The sequence below is a fragment of the Achromobacter aloeverae genome, from assembly GCF_004121055.1.
In the GTDB taxonomy this organism is placed as follows: domain Bacteria; phylum Pseudomonadota; class Gammaproteobacteria; order Burkholderiales; family Burkholderiaceae_B; genus Bordetella_C; species Bordetella_C aloeverae.
The window spans coordinates 537,766-556,721 of record NZ_PYAL01000003.1; the positions used below are offsets into that span (position 1 = coordinate 537,766).

11 protein-coding genes are annotated in these 18,956 nt (G+C 67.9%); 5 read left to right on the top strand and 6 right to left on the bottom strand.

All coding sequences use genetic code 11. From position 1 onward, the window contains the following. Positions 1 to 35: 35 nt before the first annotated feature. The 5 genes from C7R54_RS13455 to C7R54_RS13475 form a co-directional block, all read right to left on the bottom strand. Positions 36 to 1,451 (bottom strand): MmgE/PrpD family protein, encoded by a 1,416-nt coding sequence (locus C7R54_RS13455; protein ID WP_129150923.1) that lies wholly within the window; start codon positions 1,449 to 1,451, stop codon positions 36 to 38. A 260-nt stretch (positions 1,452 to 1,711) separates the two neighbouring features. Continuing rightward, positions 1,712 to 3,175 (bottom strand): efflux transporter outer membrane subunit, encoded by a 1,464-nt coding sequence (locus C7R54_RS13460; protein ID WP_129150924.1) that lies wholly within the window; start codon positions 3,173 to 3,175, stop codon positions 1,712 to 1,714. A gap of 26 nt (positions 3,176 to 3,201) precedes the next feature. Then, positions 3,202 to 6,513, bottom strand: a complete 3,312-nt coding sequence (locus tag C7R54_RS13465) for an efflux RND transporter permease subunit (protein ID WP_129150925.1) — start codon at positions 6,511 to 6,513, stop codon at positions 3,202 to 3,204. Beyond that, a complete protein-coding gene (locus tag C7R54_RS13470; RefSeq protein WP_129150926.1) occupies positions 6,510 to 9,668 on the bottom strand; it encodes an efflux RND transporter permease subunit in 3,159 nt (1,052 codons plus the stop codon). The genes C7R54_RS13465 and C7R54_RS13470 overlap by 4 nt, the downstream gene beginning before the upstream one ends. Continuing rightward, positions 9,665 to 10,966 carry an MdtA/MuxA family multidrug efflux RND transporter periplasmic adaptor subunit gene (locus C7R54_RS13475; RefSeq protein WP_129150927.1) on the bottom strand — a complete coding sequence of 434 codons (1,302 nt, stop codon included), beginning with the start codon at positions 10,964 to 10,966 and terminating at the stop codon, positions 9,665 to 9,667. Before C7R54_RS13475 ends, C7R54_RS13470 begins: the two co-directional genes overlap by 4 nt. Before the next feature lie 275 nt (positions 10,967 to 11,241). Between C7R54_RS13475 and C7R54_RS13480 the strand changes: the two genes are divergently transcribed. From C7R54_RS13480 to C7R54_RS13500, 5 genes are all read left to right on the top strand, one after another. Further along, positions 11,242 to 11,982, top strand: coding sequence for a response regulator transcription factor (locus C7R54_RS13480; protein WP_129150928.1), 741 nt, complete (start codon positions 11,242 to 11,244; stop codon positions 11,980 to 11,982). A gap of 16 nt (positions 11,983 to 11,998) precedes the next feature. After that, complete coding sequence (locus C7R54_RS13485; protein ID WP_129150929.1) at positions 11,999 to 13,333, top strand: ATP-binding protein; 1,335 nt, start codon at positions 11,999 to 12,001, stop codon at positions 13,331 to 13,333. Between the two features lie 112 nt (positions 13,334 to 13,445). Beyond that, a complete protein-coding gene (locus tag C7R54_RS13490; protein WP_129150930.1) occupies positions 13,446 to 14,744 on the top strand; it encodes an ArgE/DapE family deacylase in 1,299 nt (432 codons plus the stop codon). Then, complete coding sequence (locus C7R54_RS13495) at positions 14,741 to 15,859, top strand: phosphotransferase (RefSeq protein WP_129150931.1); 1,119 nt, start codon at positions 14,741 to 14,743, stop codon at positions 15,857 to 15,859. The genes C7R54_RS13490 and C7R54_RS13495 overlap by 4 nt, the downstream gene beginning before the upstream one ends. A 102-nt stretch (positions 15,860 to 15,961) precedes the next feature. Beyond that, the gene (locus C7R54_RS13500; protein ID WP_129150932.1) at positions 15,962 to 17,290 is read left to right on the top strand and encodes an aspartate aminotransferase family protein; all 1,329 of its coding nucleotides are present in this window, start codon (positions 15,962 to 15,964) and stop codon (positions 17,288 to 17,290) included. 4 nt (positions 17,291 to 17,294) lie between these two features. Here the strand turns inward: C7R54_RS13500 and pdxR are convergent, their stop codons facing one another. Next, complete coding sequence (pdxR, locus tag C7R54_RS13505) at positions 17,295 to 18,794, bottom strand: MocR-like pyridoxine biosynthesis transcription factor PdxR (RefSeq protein ID WP_129150933.1); 1,500 nt, start codon at positions 18,792 to 18,794, stop codon at positions 17,295 to 17,297. Between the last annotated feature and the right edge of the window lie 162 nt (positions 18,795 to 18,956).

Below are 18,956 nucleotides of genomic sequence, written 5' to 3' on the forward strand. Positions count from 1 at the left end.
CTTTTTCTCGTCTGTTCGTGAGACTGCGGCAGCGCTCAGTCGCCAGCCGCCGTCAGTTCCCGGGTGATGTCGCGTATGTCGGCGACGTCCTCCAGGCGGCGGACGAGGGCGATGGCGCGCTCGGCCTTGTCCATGGGCCAGCGGCTGAATTCCGCGCACTCCCGGAACTTGTCGGCCACCTCGTCCTCGGACATGGGATGGGCCTTGTTGCCCTTGCCGGCGTCGATGCGTCCGCCGTGGCGGCGGCCGTCCTTGAGCTCTATTTCCACGTGCGAAGTGACGATGGTGTGCTGTTCGCGCACGGCCTCGTCCGGCGTGTATGTCGTGTATTCGACCTTGGCGATGGTCTCCTGCACGTCGGGGCGCATGACGTATTCATCATGGAACTGGTTCAAGCCGCACTTGCGCTCCAGCAGCAGCGCCGCCAGGCAGAATTCGAGGCTGAACTTGGCCTGCAATTCGGTCTTGGGCTGGTGGTGCAGCAGGGTGTGGTGGATGTTCTGGCTGGTCTTGACCCGTATCCGCGCGACGTCCCCGGGATGGATGTCATGCCGCAGGACCAGTTCCTGCATCTTGGTCATGGCCGGATGGCCCAGGCTGCCGGTGGGAAAGGCCTTGAGCCAGATGCCCCGGTCGACGAAGGACCACGGGCGTCCAAGCTTGTCGACCAGGCGCGCGGCGTCGTAGCCGCCGCCCAGGGCCTGGAAGAAGCCGCGCCTGGCTTCGAGGATGATGGGGGAAGCGGTGAAGCCCCGCTGTTGCAGGTCGGCGGCGACGATGCCGACCTCGGCCGAACGGCCGGCATGGAAAGGCTTGACCGATGTGCCGAAATTCTCCTGCAGGCCGCCGGCCTGGCTGGCGGCGATTCCCAGGGTGGTCGCGACGCCGTCGGCGTCCATGCCGTACAGGCGGGCCACGGCGGCGGCGGCCCCCAGCATGCCGCACGTGGCGGTGGCATGGAAGCCGTGCAGGATGTGATTGACGTGCGTGGCGTCGAACAGCCGGCACGCCACTTCGACGCCTACCTGGTAGGCCAGGAGCAGTTCGCGTCCGCTGGCGCCGCGGGCTTCGCCGGCCGCGAGCACGGCGGACAGGACGGGCGCGGTGGGATGCACGCCCTGGTAGCGGCCGGTTTCGGCCTGCAGGGTATCGTCGTAGTCGTCGGCGTGCATCGCGGTGCCGTTGGCCAGGGCGGCGAAACGCGGCGCCAGGCGCAGCGAGGTGCCGAGGACGCCAGCCGGTCCAGTGCAGCCCAGGTCCCGCAGGTAGCCCGCCAGTACCCGGCCCGGCGCGGAGATGGCGCCGGGCAGCGCCACGCCCAAGGCGTCCAGGATGGCTTTCTTGCCCAGTTGCCCTACCTCCGCGGGAATATCGCTATCCTGCGTGGCGACGACGAATGTCGCGACATGGCGGGTCAATGGGGGAACGTCGGCGGCGCCGGTCGTCTTCATGCTCGGTCTCCTTGTCTTCTTGTACGCGCCGGGGGGGACGCGGCGCGTTGCGCTTTGATATGCGCGAAGAATGAAGAACGGCGACAACCGTGTAAAGTGCAAAAATTCGGTGGATTGATGTGTTGTGAACATCAATCCACGGAGGCGGGAATCATGCGGTGCAATAGCATGCTTGTCCCCAAAATAAGACAAAGGCCGGGAGGCCGCGCAAACCCTGCTCGCAAGGCACTCGCGGCCGATTGCCGCATTGCGGCGCGCCGTCAGCGTGGCTTGACCGTCTTGCCCCTTTCGTCCGCCATACGGTCTAGCGCCAGCCGGTCGCTGCTCCAACCGCCGCCCAAGGCCTTGATCAGGGCGGCGCTGGCGGCCAGGCGGCTTTGCTGGATCTGCAAGACAGTCTCCTCGTTGGACAAGGCGGTAGCCTGCGCGGTGACCACGGTGGTGTAGGGCTGCGTGCCGGCCTGGTATTCGTTCAGCGCGATGGTGACCGCCTGGCGCGCGAGCGCCAACGCCTCGTCCTGCGCTGTCGACTGGTTGGCCAGCACGCGCAGGTTGGACAGCTCGTCCTCCACGTCCTGGAAGGCCGCCAGCACGGTTTGCCGATAGGTGGCGACGCTCTGGTCGTAGGCCGCCCTGGCGGCATCGGTCGTCGCGGACCGCGCGCCGCCATCGAACAGGGTCTCGCTGCCGCTGGCGACCAGGGACCAGAGCGCGTTGGCGGCGGAGAACAGCGGCGACGCGCCGGAATAGCCGGCCGCGGCCGAGAGCGTCACGGACGGGTACCAGGCGGCCTCGGCTACGCCGATCAGCGCGTTCTGTTGCTGCATGGTGCGTTCGGCCTGCGCGATGTCGGGACGTCGTTCCAGCAAGTCGGACGGCAGGCCGGCGGGAATCTGGGGAATGCGCCGGGGCAATTCGCCGGCTCCGATGGCGAGGTCGGCCGGCGGCTTGCCGATCAGCAGGGCGATCGCATGCTCGTACTGGTCCCGCAGTTGTTCGCTGGCGATGGCCGACGCGCGTGCCGAGGCCAGCTGCGTTTGCGCGGTGATCACGTCGGAGCGTGCGGCCACGCCGGCGCCGTATTGGTTGCGCGTGATGGCGAGGCTGCGCTCGTAGGCCTGGACCGTGTCGCGCAGCAGCTTCCCCAGCGCGTCCTGGTAGCGCAGCCCGAAGTAGTCGGTCACCAGTTCCGCCTGGGCCGACAGCGTCAGGTCGGCCAGTTCGGCGGCGCTGGCCTGGGCGCCGGCCTGGTCGCTTTCGATCTGGCGTCGCACTTTGCCCCACAGGTCCAGGTCCCAGCTGGCGCTGGCTTCGAGCTCGCTGGTGGTTCCGGTGCTGCCCTTGGTGCGCGCGCGTGTGAGCGACGGCCCCACGGCCACGGTCGGCATCAGATTCGCGCGCGCTTCGCGCACGACGGCCAGCGCCTGGCGATAGGCCGCTTCGTACGCCTTCAGGTTCTGGTTGCCCACGGACACCTGGGCAGCCAGTCCGTCGAGCACGGGATCCTGGTAAACCTCCCACCAGGCACCGCGCGGCGCCGCGCCCGGATCGGCCAGCTTCCATCCGGCGGGCGCGGGCGGCGCCTCCTTGAAGGCCCTGGAGGTGGGCGCGTCGGGCCGCTGATAGTCAGGGCCCACGGCGCAGGCCTGCAGCGTAAGCAGGAGGGGCAGGGCAAGGCCGGCGGCCAGCCGTTTGAGCAGGGGCTTGGTGATAAGGGACTTCATGAATAATGGCTTCATGACGGGAGGCTTCATGGCGCGGGATCGGTATGGGGTTGCGCCGGCATGCCGCGGCGACGGCGCCAGGCGCCGAGCGCGCGCTGGCGCCAGCGGTCCAGGTAGAGGTAGACCACGGGCGTCGTATAGAGCGTCAGCACCTGGCTGACGATAAGGCCGCCGATGATGGAGATGCCCAGCGGGCGGCGCAGCTCCGACCCCATGCCATGGTCCAGCACCAGCGGCACGGCGCCCAGCAGCGCGGCGCATGTGGTCATCATGATGGGCCGGAAGCGCAGCAGGCAGGCGCGGTGGATGGCCTGCTCCGGCGACAGGCCTTCGTTGCGTTCGGCATCGATGGCGAAGTCGACCATCATGATGGCGTTCTTCTTGACGATGCCGATCAGCAGGAAGACGCCGATCAGCGCGATGACGGTGAATTCGGTATCGGTCAGCAGAAGCGCCAGCACCGCGCCCACGCCGGCGGAGGGCAGCGTGGAGAGGATGGTCAGGGGATGAACGTAGCTCTCGTACAGGATGCCCAGCACGGCGTAGACGGCCAGCAGGGCGGCGGCGATCAGCCACGGCATGGTGGACACCACCGCCATCGCGCTGCCCGCCGTGCCGGCGAAGCCACCATGCACCGTCACCGGCATGCGCAGGTCGTCGACGGTCTGCTGGATGGCGCGCGTGGCGTCGTCCAGCGTATGCCCGGGCGCCAGGTTGAACGAAATGGTGACCGCCACGGCCTGGCCCTGGTGATTGACCGAGACCGGCGTGGTCGCCGGCGCCAGCCGCGCGAAGGCGGCCAGCGGCACCATGGTCGAACCGCTGGTGCTGACGGCCGTGCCGCTGGAGGCCTTGCCGGCGCTGGTGGCGATGGCATTGGTGGCCGCATTGGCAGCGGAGGACGAGGCGGACGCTGTCGATGATGTCGAACCGGACGCGGCGGCGCTGACCAGGCCGGAGGACGCATTGGTCGACGACGTGCCGCTGGCCGCCGCGCCGGTGGTGCTGACATATATCTGCTTCAGCGATCCGGGGTCCTGCAGGTAGCGCGGCGCCAGCTCCATCACCACGTGATATTGGTTTTGCTGCTTGTAGATGGTGGAGACCTGGCGCTCCCCGAAGGCGTCGTAGAGCGTGGCGTCGATGGCGTCGGGCGTGATGCCGTAGCGCGCCGCGGTGGGCCGATCGACCACGACTCGGGTTTCCAGCCCGCCGTTCTGCTGGTCGGAGGACACGTCGGCCAGCGCGGGATTGGCCTTCAGCGCCTCCGCCAGCCTGGCGGCCCACGTGCTGACCGTGGCCGAGTCGTCGCCTTGCAGGGTGTATTGGAATTGGGCGAAGCTCATGCGGCCGCCGATGAACAGGTCCTGGCGCGGGAACATCATCAGCCGCGCGCCCGGGATGTCCGACAGCCGGGCGCGCAGCCGCGCCATGACGTCGAACGCGGAGGCGTTGCGCTGGTCCAGCGGCTTGAGCGTGATGTCGTTCATGGCCTGGTTGGTGCCGCGCCCGCCGGTGAAGCCCACCACCGTCTGCACGGCGGGGTCGGCCTGCACGATGGCCATGGCCTGGTGCATCTTCTGGCTCATGGCCTGGAAGGAAATGCTCTGGTCCGCCTGGATGCCGCCGCCCATCAGGCCGCTGTCCTGCTGCGGGAAGAGACTCTTGGGGACGGCCGTGAACAGCACGATGTTCAGCACGATCGTCAATAGCAAGGAAAGCAGGACCGGCAAGGGGTGGCGCAAGGCCAGCGACAGGCTGCGCTCGTAGAGCCGCTGCATGCCGGCGACGATGGCGTCCGCGCGGCGGGCCATGCGCGCGGCCAGGTTGTCGGAGCGCGGCCAGCGTGCCGGCGCCGCGCGTGGACGCAGCAGGAGGGCGCACAGCATGGGCGTGGTGGTGAGCGACAGCACCAACGAGATGCCGATGGCGATCGAAAGGACGATGGCGAACTCGTGGAACAGCCGGCCGACCAGGCCGCCCAGCAGCAGAATGGGCAGGAACACCGCCACCAGCGACACGCTCATGGAGATCACGGTAAAGCTGACCTCGCGTGCGCCGTCCATCGCCGCGCGCACGCGCGGGGCGCCGGCTTCCCGGTGGCGGGCGATATTCTCCAGCACGACGATGGCATCGTCGACCACGAAGCCGGTGGCGATGGTTAGGGCCATCAGCGAAAGATTGTCCAGGGTGTAGCCGAACAACTGCATGGCGCCGAAGGTGCCCAGGATGGAAACGGGCACCGTCACGGCCGGTATCAGGGTGGCGCGCGCGTCCCGGAGGAAGGCGAGGACCACCAGCACCACCAGCACCACCGCGATGATCAGCGTCTGTTCGGTATGGGCCAGCGAGGCGCGGATGGTGCTGCTGCGGTCGCTGGAGATCGTCATCTCCACGCCGCTGGGCAAGGCGGCGCGCAACTGGGGCAGCAGCGCGTCGACGCGGTCCACGGTCTCGACGATATTGGCGGCGGGCTGCTTGTACAACCACAGCAGCACGGCCCGCTTGCCGTTGACGTAGCCGGCGTTGCGCAGGCTTTCCACCGAATCGTCCACCTCGGCGACATCGCGCAGGTAGACCGGCCGGTCATTGCGCCAGGCGATGACCAGGTCGCGATAGGCGGCGGCGTTCAAGGCCTGGTCGTTGGCATAGAGCTGGTAGCGGTTCGCGCCATCCTCGATGACGCCCTTGGCGCTGTTGGCATTGGCGGCGGACAGGGCGGCGCGGACGTCCTCCAGGCCGATGCCGTACTTGTTCAGGGCGCCCGGGTTCAACTCCACGCGGACCGCGGGCAGGGAACTGCCGTTGACGTCGACGTTGCCGATGCCCGGGACCTGCATCAGGCGCTGTTGCAGGATGGTGGCGGCGCTGTCGTAGAGCTGCTCGGGACGCAACAGGTCGGAGGTCAGGGCCAGCACCAGGATGGGTGCGTCGGCGGGGTTGAACTTGCGATAGGTGGGATTGGACTTCAGCGACGACGGCAGGTCGGCGCGCGCGGCGTTGATGGCCGCCTGCACGTCGCGCGAGGCGCCTTCGATGTCGCGGTCCAGGCCGAACTGAAGGATGATGCTGGTCGACCCGACGCTGCTCTGCGACGTCATCTCGGTGACGTCGGCGATCTGGCCCAGGTGCTTTTCCAGGGGCGCGGCGACGGTGGTCGCCATGGTTTCAGGGCTGGCGCCGGCCATCTGCGCCTGCACGCGCAGGGTGGGAAAGTCCACCGCGGGCAGGGGAGCCACGGGCAGCAGCCCGAAGGCCAGGGCGCCCGCGGCGGCGATCGCCAGCGTCATCAGCAAGGTGGCGACGGGACGGCGTATGAACAGCGCGCTGATATTCATGGCTGCGCGCCTTCGGCCTTCTCGTCCGGCGCGCGCAAGGCGAACCCGCGGCGGCGCAGCCGCGACGCCACGCTGTCCATCGCCAGGTAGACGGCGGGCGTGGTGAACAGCGTCAGCAATTGACTTACCGCCAGGCCGCCTATCATTGCGTAGCCCAGGGGCTGGCGCAGTTCGGAGCCGGTGCCTCCACCCAGGGCCAGAGGCACCGCCGAGATCAGCGCCGCCATGGTGGTCATGAGGATGGGGCGCAGGCGCAACAGGCAGGCGCGATGGATGGCCTCGCGCGGCGACAGGCCATCCTCGCGTTCCGCGGCCAGCGCGAAATCGATCATCATGATGGCGTTCTTCTTCACGATGCCGATCAGCAGCACGATGCCGATGATGCCGATGATGTCCAGGTCGGCGCCGGTGCACAGCATGGCCAGCAGGGCGCCCAGCCCCGCCGAGGGCAGGGTGGACAGGATGGTGAGAGGATGGATGAAGCTCTCGTACAGAACGCCCAGCACCACATACATGACCAGCACGGCGGCCAGCACCAGGTAGAGCTCGTTGGACAGCGACGTCTGGAAGGCGTCCGTGGCGCCCTGGAAGCGGGTCTCGAAGCCTTGCGGCAGGCCGATGGCCTGCTCAGCGCGCTTGACCGCGTCCACGCCAGCGCCCAGCGACGCGCCGGGCGCCAGGTTGAAGGAGATGGTCGTTGCCGGGAACTGCGCCAGGTGTGAGATCTGGATGGGCTTGCGGCTGACGACCACGCGCGCCACGGCGCTCAGGGGTACTTGCCCGTTGGTGGCGGTGGCCGAAGGCAGGTAGATGGAATCGAGCGTCTTCAGGCCCTGGTTCAGCTTCGGGTCGATTTCCATGATTACGCGCATCTGGTTGGATTGCGTGAAGATGGTGCTGATGATGCGCTGGCCGAAATTGTCGTAGAGCGCGTTGTCGATGGTCGCCAGGGTAATGCCGAAGCGCGCGGCGGTGGCGCGGTCGACCTCGATGGTGGCGGCCTGGCCGCTGGCCTGCAGGTCGCTGGTGACGTCGACCAGCTCGGGTTGCTTGCGCAGCTCGGCCACCAGCCTGGGCGTCCACTGGCTCAGCGTGTCCAGCGACGGGTGGTCCAGCATGAATTGGTACTGGGTGGCGCTGATTTGCGTATCCACCGTCAGGTCCTGTACCGGCTGCATATGCAAGGTGATGCCGGTGACATCGGCAGTTTCCTGTTGCAGGCGGCGGATGATTTCGCTGGCGGTGGCATCGCGGTCGTCGCGGGGACGCAGGTTGATCTGCATGCGGCCGACGTTCAGGGTGGTGTTGCTGCCGTCCACGCCGATGTAGGAGGACAGGCTGGCCACGTCCGGGTCCCTGAGCACGGCGGTGGCCAGTGCGTTCTGGCGCCTGGCCATCTCCGGATAGGAGATCGATTGCGATGCCTCGGTGATGCCCTGGATGACGCCGGTGTCCTGGACCGGGAAGAATCCCTTGGGGACGATGAAGTAAAGCAGAACCGTCAGCGCCACCGTGCTGGCGGCGACCAGCAGGGTGGTGCGTTGGTGGTCCAGCGCGATTTTCAACAGGCGGTCGTACCCGCGCGTGATACGGGCGAACCAGCCATCGCCGGTCGCCACTTCCATCCCGCCGTGGGCAGCCGCGTTGGTCCGCGCCCGTGCCAGTTCCTCCGTCGGGCGCATGCGCAGCAGCTGCGCGCACGACATGGGGACCAGGGTCAACGAGACCACGGCCGACAGCACGATGGTGACCGCCAGCGTCACCGCGAATTCGTAGAACAGGCGGCCGATGACGTCGCTCATGAATAGCAGCGGGATCAACACGGCCAGCAGGGAGACGGTCAGCGAAATAATGGTGAAGCCGATTTCGCGCGATCCCTGCAACGCCGCCTGCAAGGGCGTCTTGCCGGCCTCGATGTGGCGGCTGATGTTCTCGATGACCACGATGGCGTCGTCGACGACGAAACCCGTCGCGATGGTCAGCGCCATCAGCGACAGGTTGTCCAGGCTGAAGCCCCACAGGTACATGGCGGCGAAGGTGCCCACCAGCGACAGCGGCACCGACAGGCTGGGAATGAAGGTGGCCGGCAGGTTGCGCAGGAACAGGAAAATGACCAGCACCACCAGGCCGACGGCCAGCGCCAGCTCGAACTGCACGTCGCGGACCGACGCCCGGATGGTGGTCATGCGATCGGTCAGTACCTCGACGTGGACGCTGGCGGGCAGGCCCGCCGTCCAATCCGGCAGCTTGGCCTTGATGCCGTCGACCACCGAGATCACGTTGGCGCCGGGCTGGCGCTGGACGTTGAGCAGGATGGCCGGCGTGGTGCCGGACCAGGCGCCCAGCTGCGTGTTCTCCGGTCCCGTCACGACGTCGGCCACGTCCGACAGTTTCACGGGCCGGCCGTTGCGGTAGGCGACGACGGTGTCTAGGTAGGCGGCGGGGTCCTGGATCTGGTCGTTGGCGTCTATCGTATAGGCGCGACGCGGCCCATCCAGCGTGCCCTTGGGCGCGTTGACGTTGATGTTGGCGAGCGTGGTGCGCAGGTCGTCGGGGTTTATGCCGTAGGCCGCCATGGCGCGGATGTTCCCGCGCACCCGGATGGCGGGCTTGTTGCCGCCGCTCAGGCTGACCAGCCCGACGCCGGCCAGCTGGGAGATCTTTTGTCCGAGCCGGGTGTCGGCGATGGTTTGCAGGGTGGTCAGGGGCAGGGTGGCCGACGTCACCGCCAGCGTCAGCACCGGCGCATCGGCTGGATTGACCTTGGCGTAGATGGGCGGCGCGGGCAGGTCCGACGGCAGCAGGTTGTTGGCGGCGTTGATGGCGGCCTGTACTTCCTGTTCGGCCACGTCCAGGTTGATCGTTTCGTCGAACTGCAAGGTGATGACCGAGGCGCCGCCCGAGGAACGCGAGGACATCTGGCGCAGGCCGGCCATCTGGCCCAACTGGCCTTCCAGCGGCGCGGTGACGGCCGAGGTCATGACGTCCGGGCTGGCGCCGGGATAGAAGGTCTGCACCTGTATGGTGGCGTACTCGACCGAGGGCAGGGCCGACAGCGGCAGGTGGCGCCAGGCCACCAGCCCGACCACCAGCAGCGCCGCCATCAGCAGCGTCGTGGCGACCGGCCGCAGGATGAACAGGCGGGACGGGTTCATGATGCGGAGGCCTGCGTGGCGGTCGTCCCGGCGGGTTTGCCTTCGGCCGGCTTGTCGCCTGGCTTGTCGCCGGGGATGGGCACCCTGGCCCCGTCGGTGAGATGATCGGCCCCGTCGACCACCACCCGGTCTCCCGCTTGCAGGCCCGACAGGATGGCGGTGCGTCCATCCGCCGATGCGCCGGTAGTGACCTTGACCAGGCTGACCGTGCCGTCATCCTTGACGCGATAGACATAGTCGCCGGGGGCGCCGTTCTGCACCGCTTCGTTGGGCACGACGACAGCGCCGGTCAGCGTGTCCAGGTGCAGCACGATGTTGACGAACTGATTGGGAAACAATTCGCCAGCGGGGTTGTGGAACATTGCGCGCAGCTTGACGGTGCCGGTGCTGGTGTCGATCTGGTTGTCCACCGTCGCCAGCTCGCCTTGCGCCAGGACCTCACTGCCGGCACGGTCGTAGGCCGTGACGGCCAGCTTCGCGCCGGCGGCCAGCCGCTTGTTCAGCTTGCGCAAATCGTCCTCGGGCAAGGTGAACACCACCGAGATCGGATCCATCTGCGTCACCACGACGATACCGTCGGTGTCGGACGGCGTGACGTAGTTGCCGACGTCCACCTGCCGAAGGCCGACGCGGCCGTCGACCAACGAAACGATGCGGCAGTACGCCAGGTTCAGCTTCTGCGCGTCGACCTGGGCCTGGTCGGTGCGCACGGTGCCTTCGTATTGATGCACCGTCGCCAAGGCGGTATCCACGGTCTGCTGGGAGATCGAGTCCTGCTTGCCCAGCTGCTGGTAGCGCTTCAGGTCGCGCCGCGCGTTGTCCAGCAAGGCCTGGTCCCTTTCCAGCTGGCCTTGGTACTGTGCCAGCTGCACCTCATAGGGGCGCGGGTCGACCTGCGCCAGCAGGTCGCCTTTCTTCACCACCTGGCCTTCCTGGAAGGGCAGCGCCGTTAGATAGCCGCTGATTTGGGACTTGACGGTGACGGTAGCCAGCGACGTCACCGTGCCCAGCGCGCTCAGGGTGATGGGGATGTCGCCCTGCGTCGCGGCGGCCACGCCGACCGCCAGTTCGTTGCCCGCGCCGGGCGGGCCGCCGAAGGGATTGAAACCGCCGCCGCGCGCCCGCTGGTGGGTGGAGGCGCTTGGACCGGCATTGCCACCGCCATGATGGCGCGCGAGGAAGACGGCGCCGGCCGCGACCAGGGCGATCGCCACGGCCAGCACCGCCCAGCGATGACGATGCGTCGACCGTACGGTGGTGGCGTCGGGGCTTCGGGATAACTCGGATTTTTTTTTCATGGAAAACCAGGCACGGCTCAGGAACGCTGGCATTGTTGGCGTCCTGGTCTTCGGAAGTCAAATAAGTGGTTGATTCATAAGGGGATTTATATAATTTGTCGAAATTGACATAAACCGTTTTTAGCGGTTCCGGGGGCGTAGAATCGCGGAAATTGAACGTCGCTGTACCGTGCGTAGCCGCACCGTTCGTCGCTGCTCCGTCCATAGCTGCGCCGTTCCCACCTGCACCGTTGCGACGGGCAGCAACATCGCGTCCTTGACCCCCGCTATTTCCCGTGACCACCAGCCCCATCCTCCTCGTCGAAGACGACATCGAAATCCGCGAGGCGCTCGCCGACTTCCTCGCCGGCAAGGGTTACGCCGTCCACCAGGCAGGCAGCGTCGAGGATGCCCTGGCCTGCCTGGCGCGCGAGGCCGTGGACCTGGTGCTGCTGGATATCATGTTGCCGGGCCAGGATGGCCTGGACCTGTGTCGCCGCCTGCGCGCCGCCGGCCCGGCCCAGGGGCCGCGCATCATCATGCTGACGGCGCTGATCGAACCCACCGATAAAGTGGTGGGACTGGAATTGGGCGCCGACGACTATGTCTCCAAGCCCTTCGACCTGCGGGAACTGCTGGCTCGCATCCGCGCGGTGCTGCGCCGGCCGGGCGAGGGCTCGCCCGCGGCGGGGCGTTCGCTGCAGGCGGCCATGGCGTACAAGTTCGCCGGCTTCGTGTTCTATCCGCAGCACCGCTATATGCGTTCGCGCGCCGGGGTGCGCATTCCCCTGACCGGCGCCGAAACCGATCTGCTGCTGGTCTTCTGCCAACATCCGCGCCGGGTGCTGGCGCGCGAGGAGTTGCTGAGCCTGACCCGTGGCGAAGGCGCGCCGGTGGCCGTGCGCTCGGTCGACCTGCTGGTCAGCCGCTTGCGCCGCAAGCTGGCGGGCGACGATCCGCTGGAAGATCCTATTCGCACCGTGCGCGCCGACGGCTACGCACTGCATTACGAAGTCACGGTTGCCTCAGCGGCATAGACAGGAGAGCCTCGCGATGCTGCGCCGCTTTTTCACCACTACCCTGGGCCAGATCGTGGCCATCATCGCCTGTTCGTCCGTGGCGACCTTCGCGTTCTTCGCGGGCGTCTTCCTGTACGTGGGCGCGCCGCCGACGCCGCCCTGGCCGTGGCCCGAAGCCTATCGCATCGCCAGCGTGGCCAATGTGCTGCGCCAGGCGCAGCCGGCCGACAGGCCGGCGATCATGGCGGCGGCGCAGGCACCGAACCTGTCCCTGCGGTTTTCGGACTTTCCCCAGCCCTGCGACGCGACCAACCTGGATACGCGAGAAATGGAGACCATCTTGCGCGCCCATGTCCAGGACGCCGATACCTTGATGGTGCTGGGCTGCGACACCGCGTCGCCGCCCGCCCGGTTCCAGGTGCTGATGCCTTTCGACGGCCGGGTGCTGGAGATACGCGCCGACCGCGTCAGCCGCGCTCCCCGGCGGTTCACGTTTCCCTTCTTCACCGCCGTGGCCTTCCTGTGCGTGGGCGTGGTGGCGATGTCGGCCTGGGCGGTGTGGCGCGTCGTCCGTCCCTTGCGCCGTCTTTCGGAGAAGGCCGACGCCTTTGGACGCGACGTCGCCGTGGCGCCGCTGGAGGCGCAGGGACCCTTGGAGATCCGCCGGGCGGCGCACGCGTTCAATCGCATGCAGGAACGCATCGCCGGCTTCGTGCAAAGCCGCACGCGCATGCTGGCCGCCATCAGCCACGACCTGCGCACGCCCTTGACGCGGATGCGCCTGCAGGTGGAGACCGGGCGCGAAGAGACCATGCGGCCGCGCCTGCTGCGCGACATCACGTTGATGCAGACCATGGTGGATTCGGCGTTGTCCTTCCTGAGCAGCGGCCTGGACAAGGAGGCCTCGGAGTGGCTGGACGTGGGCGCCTTGCTGTCCACGCTCTGCGACGAGTACGAAGAGGGCGGTGCGCGCATCCGCTATGACGGCCAGGCGGACATCCGCCTATATTGCCGCCCCAACGCCATGCAGCGCGCCTGCGCCAACCTCATCGAGAACGCCCTGGCCTATGGCGATAACACCGTGGTGGACGCGGTGCGCGAACGCGGCGAGGTGGTGATCACCGTCAGCGACGACGGTCCGGGCATTCCGCCGCAGCGCCTGCAGGATGTCACCGAACCCTTTGTGCGCCTGGATCCCGCCCGGGCGCAACGTCCCGGCAGCGTGGGCCTGGGGCTGTCCATCGTGTCCGAAATCGTGCGGGCGCATGGCGGTTCCCTGACGCTGGAAAACCGCCGCCCGTCGGGATTGTGCGCCCGCATACGCTTGCCCGACGAAATTGGCGCGCCGGGGGACACGGCATCGGCCTAGCGGCATTGATCGGCATCCAGCCGAAGTGGCCATAATAAAAACATAAAACTGGCTATCCCCATTAGGGCCATGGGAAATTATGATTCGTCGTCCAGACTCGAATCGTGCACCCATGCCTACCCTTACCGACGATCTCAAGACCCGCATCCTCCAGGCCGTGGACCAGGGCTACGCCGCGCAGACCGAGCTGCTCGCGCAGCTGGTCCGCATCCCATCGCAGCGTGGCGAGGAGGCGCGGGCGCAGGACTTCATGGCGGCGCAGTACGCCAGGCGCGGCTACGACGTGGACCGCTGGCGCATCGACGTGGACGCGATACGCGGCATGCCGGGTTTTTCGCCGGTGGCGGTGTCCTACGACGACGCCTGGAACGTGGTCGGCGTCCACCGGTCGCGCACGCAGAAAGGCCGGTCGCTGATCCTCAACGGCCATATCGATGTGGTGCCCATCGGACCGCGCAGCCAGTGGAGCCGCGATCCCTACGATCCCGCCATCGTCGACGGCTGGATGTACGGCCGCGGCGCAGGCGACATGAAATCCGGCCTGGTCGCCTGCATGGCGGCCCTGGACGCCCTGCGCGGGCTGGGCCTGCAACCGGCCGCCGACGTCTTCCTGCAATCGGTGGTGGAAGAGGAGTGCACCGGCAACGGCGCCCTGGCCTGCCTGCAACGCGGGTATCGCGCCGACGCCGCGTTCATTCCGGAACCCTTGCTGCCGATGCTGATGCGCGCGCAGGTAGGCCCGATGTGGTTCCAGGTGCAGGTGGAGGGCGACCCCCAGCATGCGTCGGCGGCCTTCTCCGGCGCGGGCGCCAACGCCATCCACAAAGCCATCTTCCTGATCCAGGCGATGGACGAGCTGGAGACCCGCTGGAACGGCCGCAAGCACGAGCACACGCATTTCTGCAACCATCCGCATCCGATACGCTTCAACCTGGGCAAGATCGCCGGCGGCGACTGGCCGTCCAGCGTGCCGGCCTGGTGCACCTTCGATATGCGGGTGGCGGTCTACCCGGGCCAGAGCCTGGAGGCCGCCCGCGCGGAGATCGAAGCCTTCGTGGCCGAGGCTGCCGCGCGCGATCCCTTCCTGGCCCAGCATCCGCCCAAGGTGATCTATCACGGCTTCATGGCGGAAGGCTACGAGCTGAAGGACGCCGACGAGGTCGAAGGCGTCCTGCGCGCCAGCCACGAGCGCGTGTTCGGCGAGCCCTTGCGGGAACACGCCACGTCGGCGGCCACCGATGCGCGCTTCTACGGCCTGTACGCGGATACGCCCGCCATCGTGTATGGCCCGGAATGCCGCATGCCGCACGGCTATGATGAGGCGGTCAACCTCGAATCCGTGCGCAAGGTCACGCAGACCATTGCGCTGTTCATCGCCGACTGGTGCGGCCTGGAAGCGTACGCAGCATGAGTTTTCCCTTTAAGCGGTCCGCCGAACCGGACCGCGTCGTTCCCGCTTGCAATCCCGGGGCCTCCCCTGGACAGGCGGTGTTCGCCGCCGAGCCGCCGCGCCTGGCCCTGGCCGATGCCGAGTCCATCGCCTGGCAAGCCTATGGATTGCGCGCCACCGCGCGGTTGCTGAGCAGTGAACGCGACCAGAACTTCCTCTTGCGCCTGGATGATGGCCGCGCCTATGTGCTGAAGGCCACGCATCCGGCCGAGGATCCGGCGGTCACGGACTTCCAGACGCAGGCGCAACTGCACCTGATGCAGGCCGACGCCGCGCTGCCCATTCCCCACCTTCATCGCACGCGCGATGGCGGCTGGGTGTACTGGTACGAAGGGCCCGTGGGGGTGCGGCGGGCGATACGCCTGATCTCCTTCGTCAACGGCATGCCGTTGTGGCAGGCCGAGCGCGGCCCCGCCCAGCGCGCGGCCCTGGGACAGGCGCTGGCCGCCTTCGACCTGGCCTTGCAGGGCTTCGATCATCCCATGGCCGGCCACGAGCTGCTTTGGGACCTGCAGCGCGCCGAAAGCGTGGCCGACCTGCTGCCGTTGATCGAAGAGCCCGGGCGCCGTGCGCTCGCCGAAAGCCATATGGCGCGCTTCGTCGAGAACGTGCGTCCCGCGCTGCGCCGCCTGCCGCGTCGCCAGGTCATCCATAACGACTTGAACGCCTACAACATCATGGTGTTCCAGGACGATCCCGCGCGCATCGCCGCCTTGCTCGACTTCGGCGACATGGTGCGCGCGCCGCTGGTGCAGGACCTGGGCGTGGCCGCCGCCTACCAATTGGAAGACGCGGCCGATCCCATCACCCCGGCGGCCACCACGCTCATCGCCGCCTATCATCGGGCGCTGCCATTGGACGAGGACGAACTCGTCCTGCTGCCGGACCTTATCGCCGCGCGACTGCTGATCACGGTCGCGATCACCGGCTGGCGCGCCCACCAGCATCCGGAAAACAGCAAGTACATCCTGCGCAACAACGGCCTGGCCTGGACCGGCCTGGCGCGGCTGGCCGCGCTGGCGCCGGGGCAGGCCAGCGATATCGTGCTGGAGGCATGCCGTGGTACGCCCGCCTGAGTCCGCTCGACCCGCTCGGCCCGCGCCGCGGCCCGTGACGGCCCGGCACACCGCCTTGGAACATTTATCCCGGCCGTGGCCGGAAACACGTGGAGAATCCGCATGAGCAAAGACAAAGCCATGCTCAACGCCTTCGATCCGGCCGCCGCCGACGCGCTGCCGGCATCCGAAAGGGCCATGATCGAGCGGCGCCAGCGCCTGCTGGGGCCGGCCTACCGGCTTTTCTACGACAAGCCGCTGCATATCGTGCGCGGCGAGGGCGTGTGGCTGTACGGTCCGGGTGGCGAGCGCTACCTGGATGCCTACAACAATGTCGCATCGGTCGGCCACAGCCACCCGCGCGTGGTGCAGGCCATCGCCGCGCAGGCCGCCACGCTCAATACGCACACGCGCTACCTGCATGACGGCGTGCTGGACTACGCGGAGCGCCTATTGGCGACCTTCCCCGCGCCCTTGTCGCAAGTGATCTTCACCTGCACGGGCAGCGAGGCCAACGATCTGGCCTTGCGGGTGGCGCGCGCACACACCGGCGGCACCGGCGTCATCGTCACGCAGCTGGCCTACCACGGCGTCACGGCGGCGGTTTCGGCGGTCTCGCCTTCGCTGGGCCCAGCGGTGCCGTTGGGCCTGGATACGCGCACGGTGGCGGCGCCCGACAGTTATCGGCAAGATCCCGCCACGCTGGGGACCTGGTTCGCCGCGCAGGTGCAGGCGGCCATCGACGATATGCGCCGCCACGGCATCCAGCCGGCGGCCCTTCTGGTCGACACGATATTCTCCAGCGACGGCGTCTATGCCGAGCCCGCCGGTTTCCTGGCGCCCGCGGTCGCGGCCATACGCGCCGCCGGCGGCGTCTTCATCGCCGACGAAGTGCAGGCCGGGTTTGCGCGCACCGGCAGCGCGATGTGGGGCTTCCAACGCCACGGCCTCGAACCCGACCTCGTCACCATGGGCAAGCCCATGGGCAACGGCCATCCCGTAGCGGCCATGGTGGCGCGGCCCGAAGTCCTCGAACGTTTTGGCCGGCAGGCGCGCTACTTCAACACCTTCGGCGGCAATCCCGTGTCGTGCGCCGCCGCCATGGCGGTGCTGGACGTCATCCGCGACGAAGGCTTGCAGGCCAATGCGGCCCGTAGCGGCGAGTACCTGAGAAACGGCTTGCGCAAGCTTGCGCAAAGGCATTCCTGGATCGGCGACATGCGCGGCGACGGCCTGTTCATCGGAGTCGAGCTGGTGTCGGACCGCGATGCCAGGACGCCCGCGAAAGAAGCGACCCATCGCTTCGTCAACCTCATGCGCGAGCAAGGCGTGCTCCTCAGTGCCACCGGCCTGCATGGCAACGTGTTGAAGCTGCGCCCGCAACTGCCCTTCGGCATCGAGCACGCGGACATCCTGCTGGACACCGCGGACAAGGTGCTGGCGCGACTTTGAGCGGTCAGCCGCGCGCGGCGCGCGTACGCGCCGTCGCCACGGCCTTGTCCAGTGCCCGCGCGAAACGCGCCACGCCATCGTCGATGCGCGCGGCCGGCACGCCGCCGTAGCCCAACACCACCGCATTCCTGTCCCTGGCCGCATGTTCCGGCAGGAAATGGGGAACGCCCAGCACCAGGGCCTCCTCGTCCGCGGCCGCCGTCAGCCGCGCGACGGAGACGGCCCGGTCCAGGCGGGCGTAGACGTGCAGGCCGGCACGCGCTTCCGAAAGGGTGACCAGGCCGCCGGCGCGCGCCTGCAGCGCTATACGCAGCAGGCGCTGGCGCTCTCCGTATTCCACCCGCATGCGCTTGATGTTCTGCGCGAAATGGCCATCGTTCATGAAATCGGCCAGCGCCGCCTGCAAGTGCAGGTGGCCCGGCCGGTACAAGCGCGCGCAGGCCTGGGCGCAGGCATCGGCGATATGCGGCGGCACCACGATGTAGCTGAAGCGCAGGCCGGCGAACATGGTCTTGCTGAACGTGCCCATGTAGATGACGCGGCCGTCGGTATCCAGGCCCTGTAGCGACGGGATAGGCGCGCCGTCGTAGCGGAACTCGCTGTCGTAGTCGTCCTCGATGACCCACAGGCCGGCCGCGCGCGCCGCTTGCAGCAGCTCCAGGCGGCGCGCCAGCGGCATCACCACGCCGGTGGGATATTGATGCGACGGGCTGGTGATGGCCAGGCGCGCGCGGCGCGGCAGGGTGGTGTCCGCCAGCGCGATGCCGTGTTCGTCCAGCGTGGCCGCGTGCACGCGCAGGCCGGCGGCGTCGAGCACCAGCGGGAACGCCCAATGGCAGGGGCTTTCCACCAGGGCCGCGTCGCCGGGGTCGGCCAGCAGGCGCGCGCACAGGTCCACCGACTGATGGGTGCCGGCGGTCAGGATGACTTGCGCCGGTTCGCACACCACCGAGCGCGAAATCCGCAAGTAGTTGGAGATGGCCTGGCGCAAGGGCATGAAGCCCGCGCCGTCCTTGGCATAGCCGGCCAGGGACAGGTCGGATTTGTTGAGATGGCGGGCCACCAGCCTGCGCCACAGATGGAAGGGGAAAAGCCCGGCGTCGGCGATGCCCGGCACGAAGGCGCCGGTGTGTTGGGCCAGTCCGCCGCGCCGGCTGCCGTTGGCGGCGCCGCGCGTCGACAGCGCCGGCCGGTGGCGTTGCAGCGCGGCGGGCGACGCCGCCGTCAATGGGCGCTCCACCGTATGTTCGACGAAGGTGCCGCTGCCGCCGCGCGAGCTGAGATAGTTCTCCGCGATCAGCCTGTCGTAGGCCAGCGTGATGGTGATGCGCGACACGCCGATGTCCGCGGCCAGGGCGCGCGAAGACGGCAGTCGCTGGCCCGGCAGCAGCGTATGGTCCAGGACGCAGCGCCGCACGATATCGTAGATCTGCCGTTGCAGTGGTTGCTCGGCGTCGCGGTGCAGGGCGCCGGCCAGCAGGTCGGATAGCAAAACTTCTTTCATCTTGGTGACGCAGTGGCCCGCAGTGGCCGGCAGTGGACTTATGGATCAGTCGCTTGTGGCTATACAAGATATAGCCAGCGATTGCTATCGTCAACGCCGTTCGCTGCCTGTGCGGCAAAGTGCGGCACAAGGCCTTCATCAAGAACCGACAAGGGGAGTATC

What these genes read in the sequence shown, in the direction of transcription:
- pdxR (WP_129150933.1), bottom strand. Translation starts at nt 18,794, where the DNA reads ATGAAAGAAGTTTTGCTATCCGACCTGCTGGCCGGCGCCCTGCACCGC.
- C7R54_RS13490 (WP_129150930.1), top strand. Translation starts at nt 13,446, where the DNA reads ATGCCTACCCTTACCGACGATCTCAAGACCCGCATCCTCCAGGCCGTG.
- C7R54_RS13470 (WP_129150926.1), bottom strand. Translation starts at nt 9,668, where the DNA reads ATGAACCCGTCCCGCCTGTTCATCCTGCGGCCGGTCGCCACGACGCTG.
- C7R54_RS13460 (WP_129150924.1), bottom strand. Translation starts at nt 3,175, where the DNA reads ATGAAGTCCCTTATCACCAAGCCCCTGCTCAAACGGCTGGCCGCCGGC.
- C7R54_RS13455 (WP_129150923.1), bottom strand. Translation starts at nt 1,451, where the DNA reads ATGAAGACGACCGGCGCCGCCGACGTTCCCCCATTGACCCGCCATGTC.
- C7R54_RS13465 (WP_129150925.1), bottom strand. Translation starts at nt 6,513, where the DNA reads ATGAATATCAGCGCGCTGTTCATACGCCGTCCCGTCGCCACCTTGCTG.
- C7R54_RS13485 (WP_129150929.1), top strand. Translation starts at nt 11,999, where the DNA reads ATGCTGCGCCGCTTTTTCACCACTACCCTGGGCCAGATCGTGGCCATC.
- C7R54_RS13495 (WP_129150931.1), top strand. Translation starts at nt 14,741, where the DNA reads ATGAGTTTTCCCTTTAAGCGGTCCGCCGAACCGGACCGCGTCGTTCCC.
- C7R54_RS13475 (WP_129150927.1), bottom strand. Translation starts at nt 10,966, where the DNA reads ATGAAAAAAAAATCCGAGTTATCCCGAAGCCCCGACGCCACCACCGTA.
- C7R54_RS13500 (WP_129150932.1), top strand. Translation starts at nt 15,962, where the DNA reads ATGAGCAAAGACAAAGCCATGCTCAACGCCTTCGATCCGGCCGCCGCC.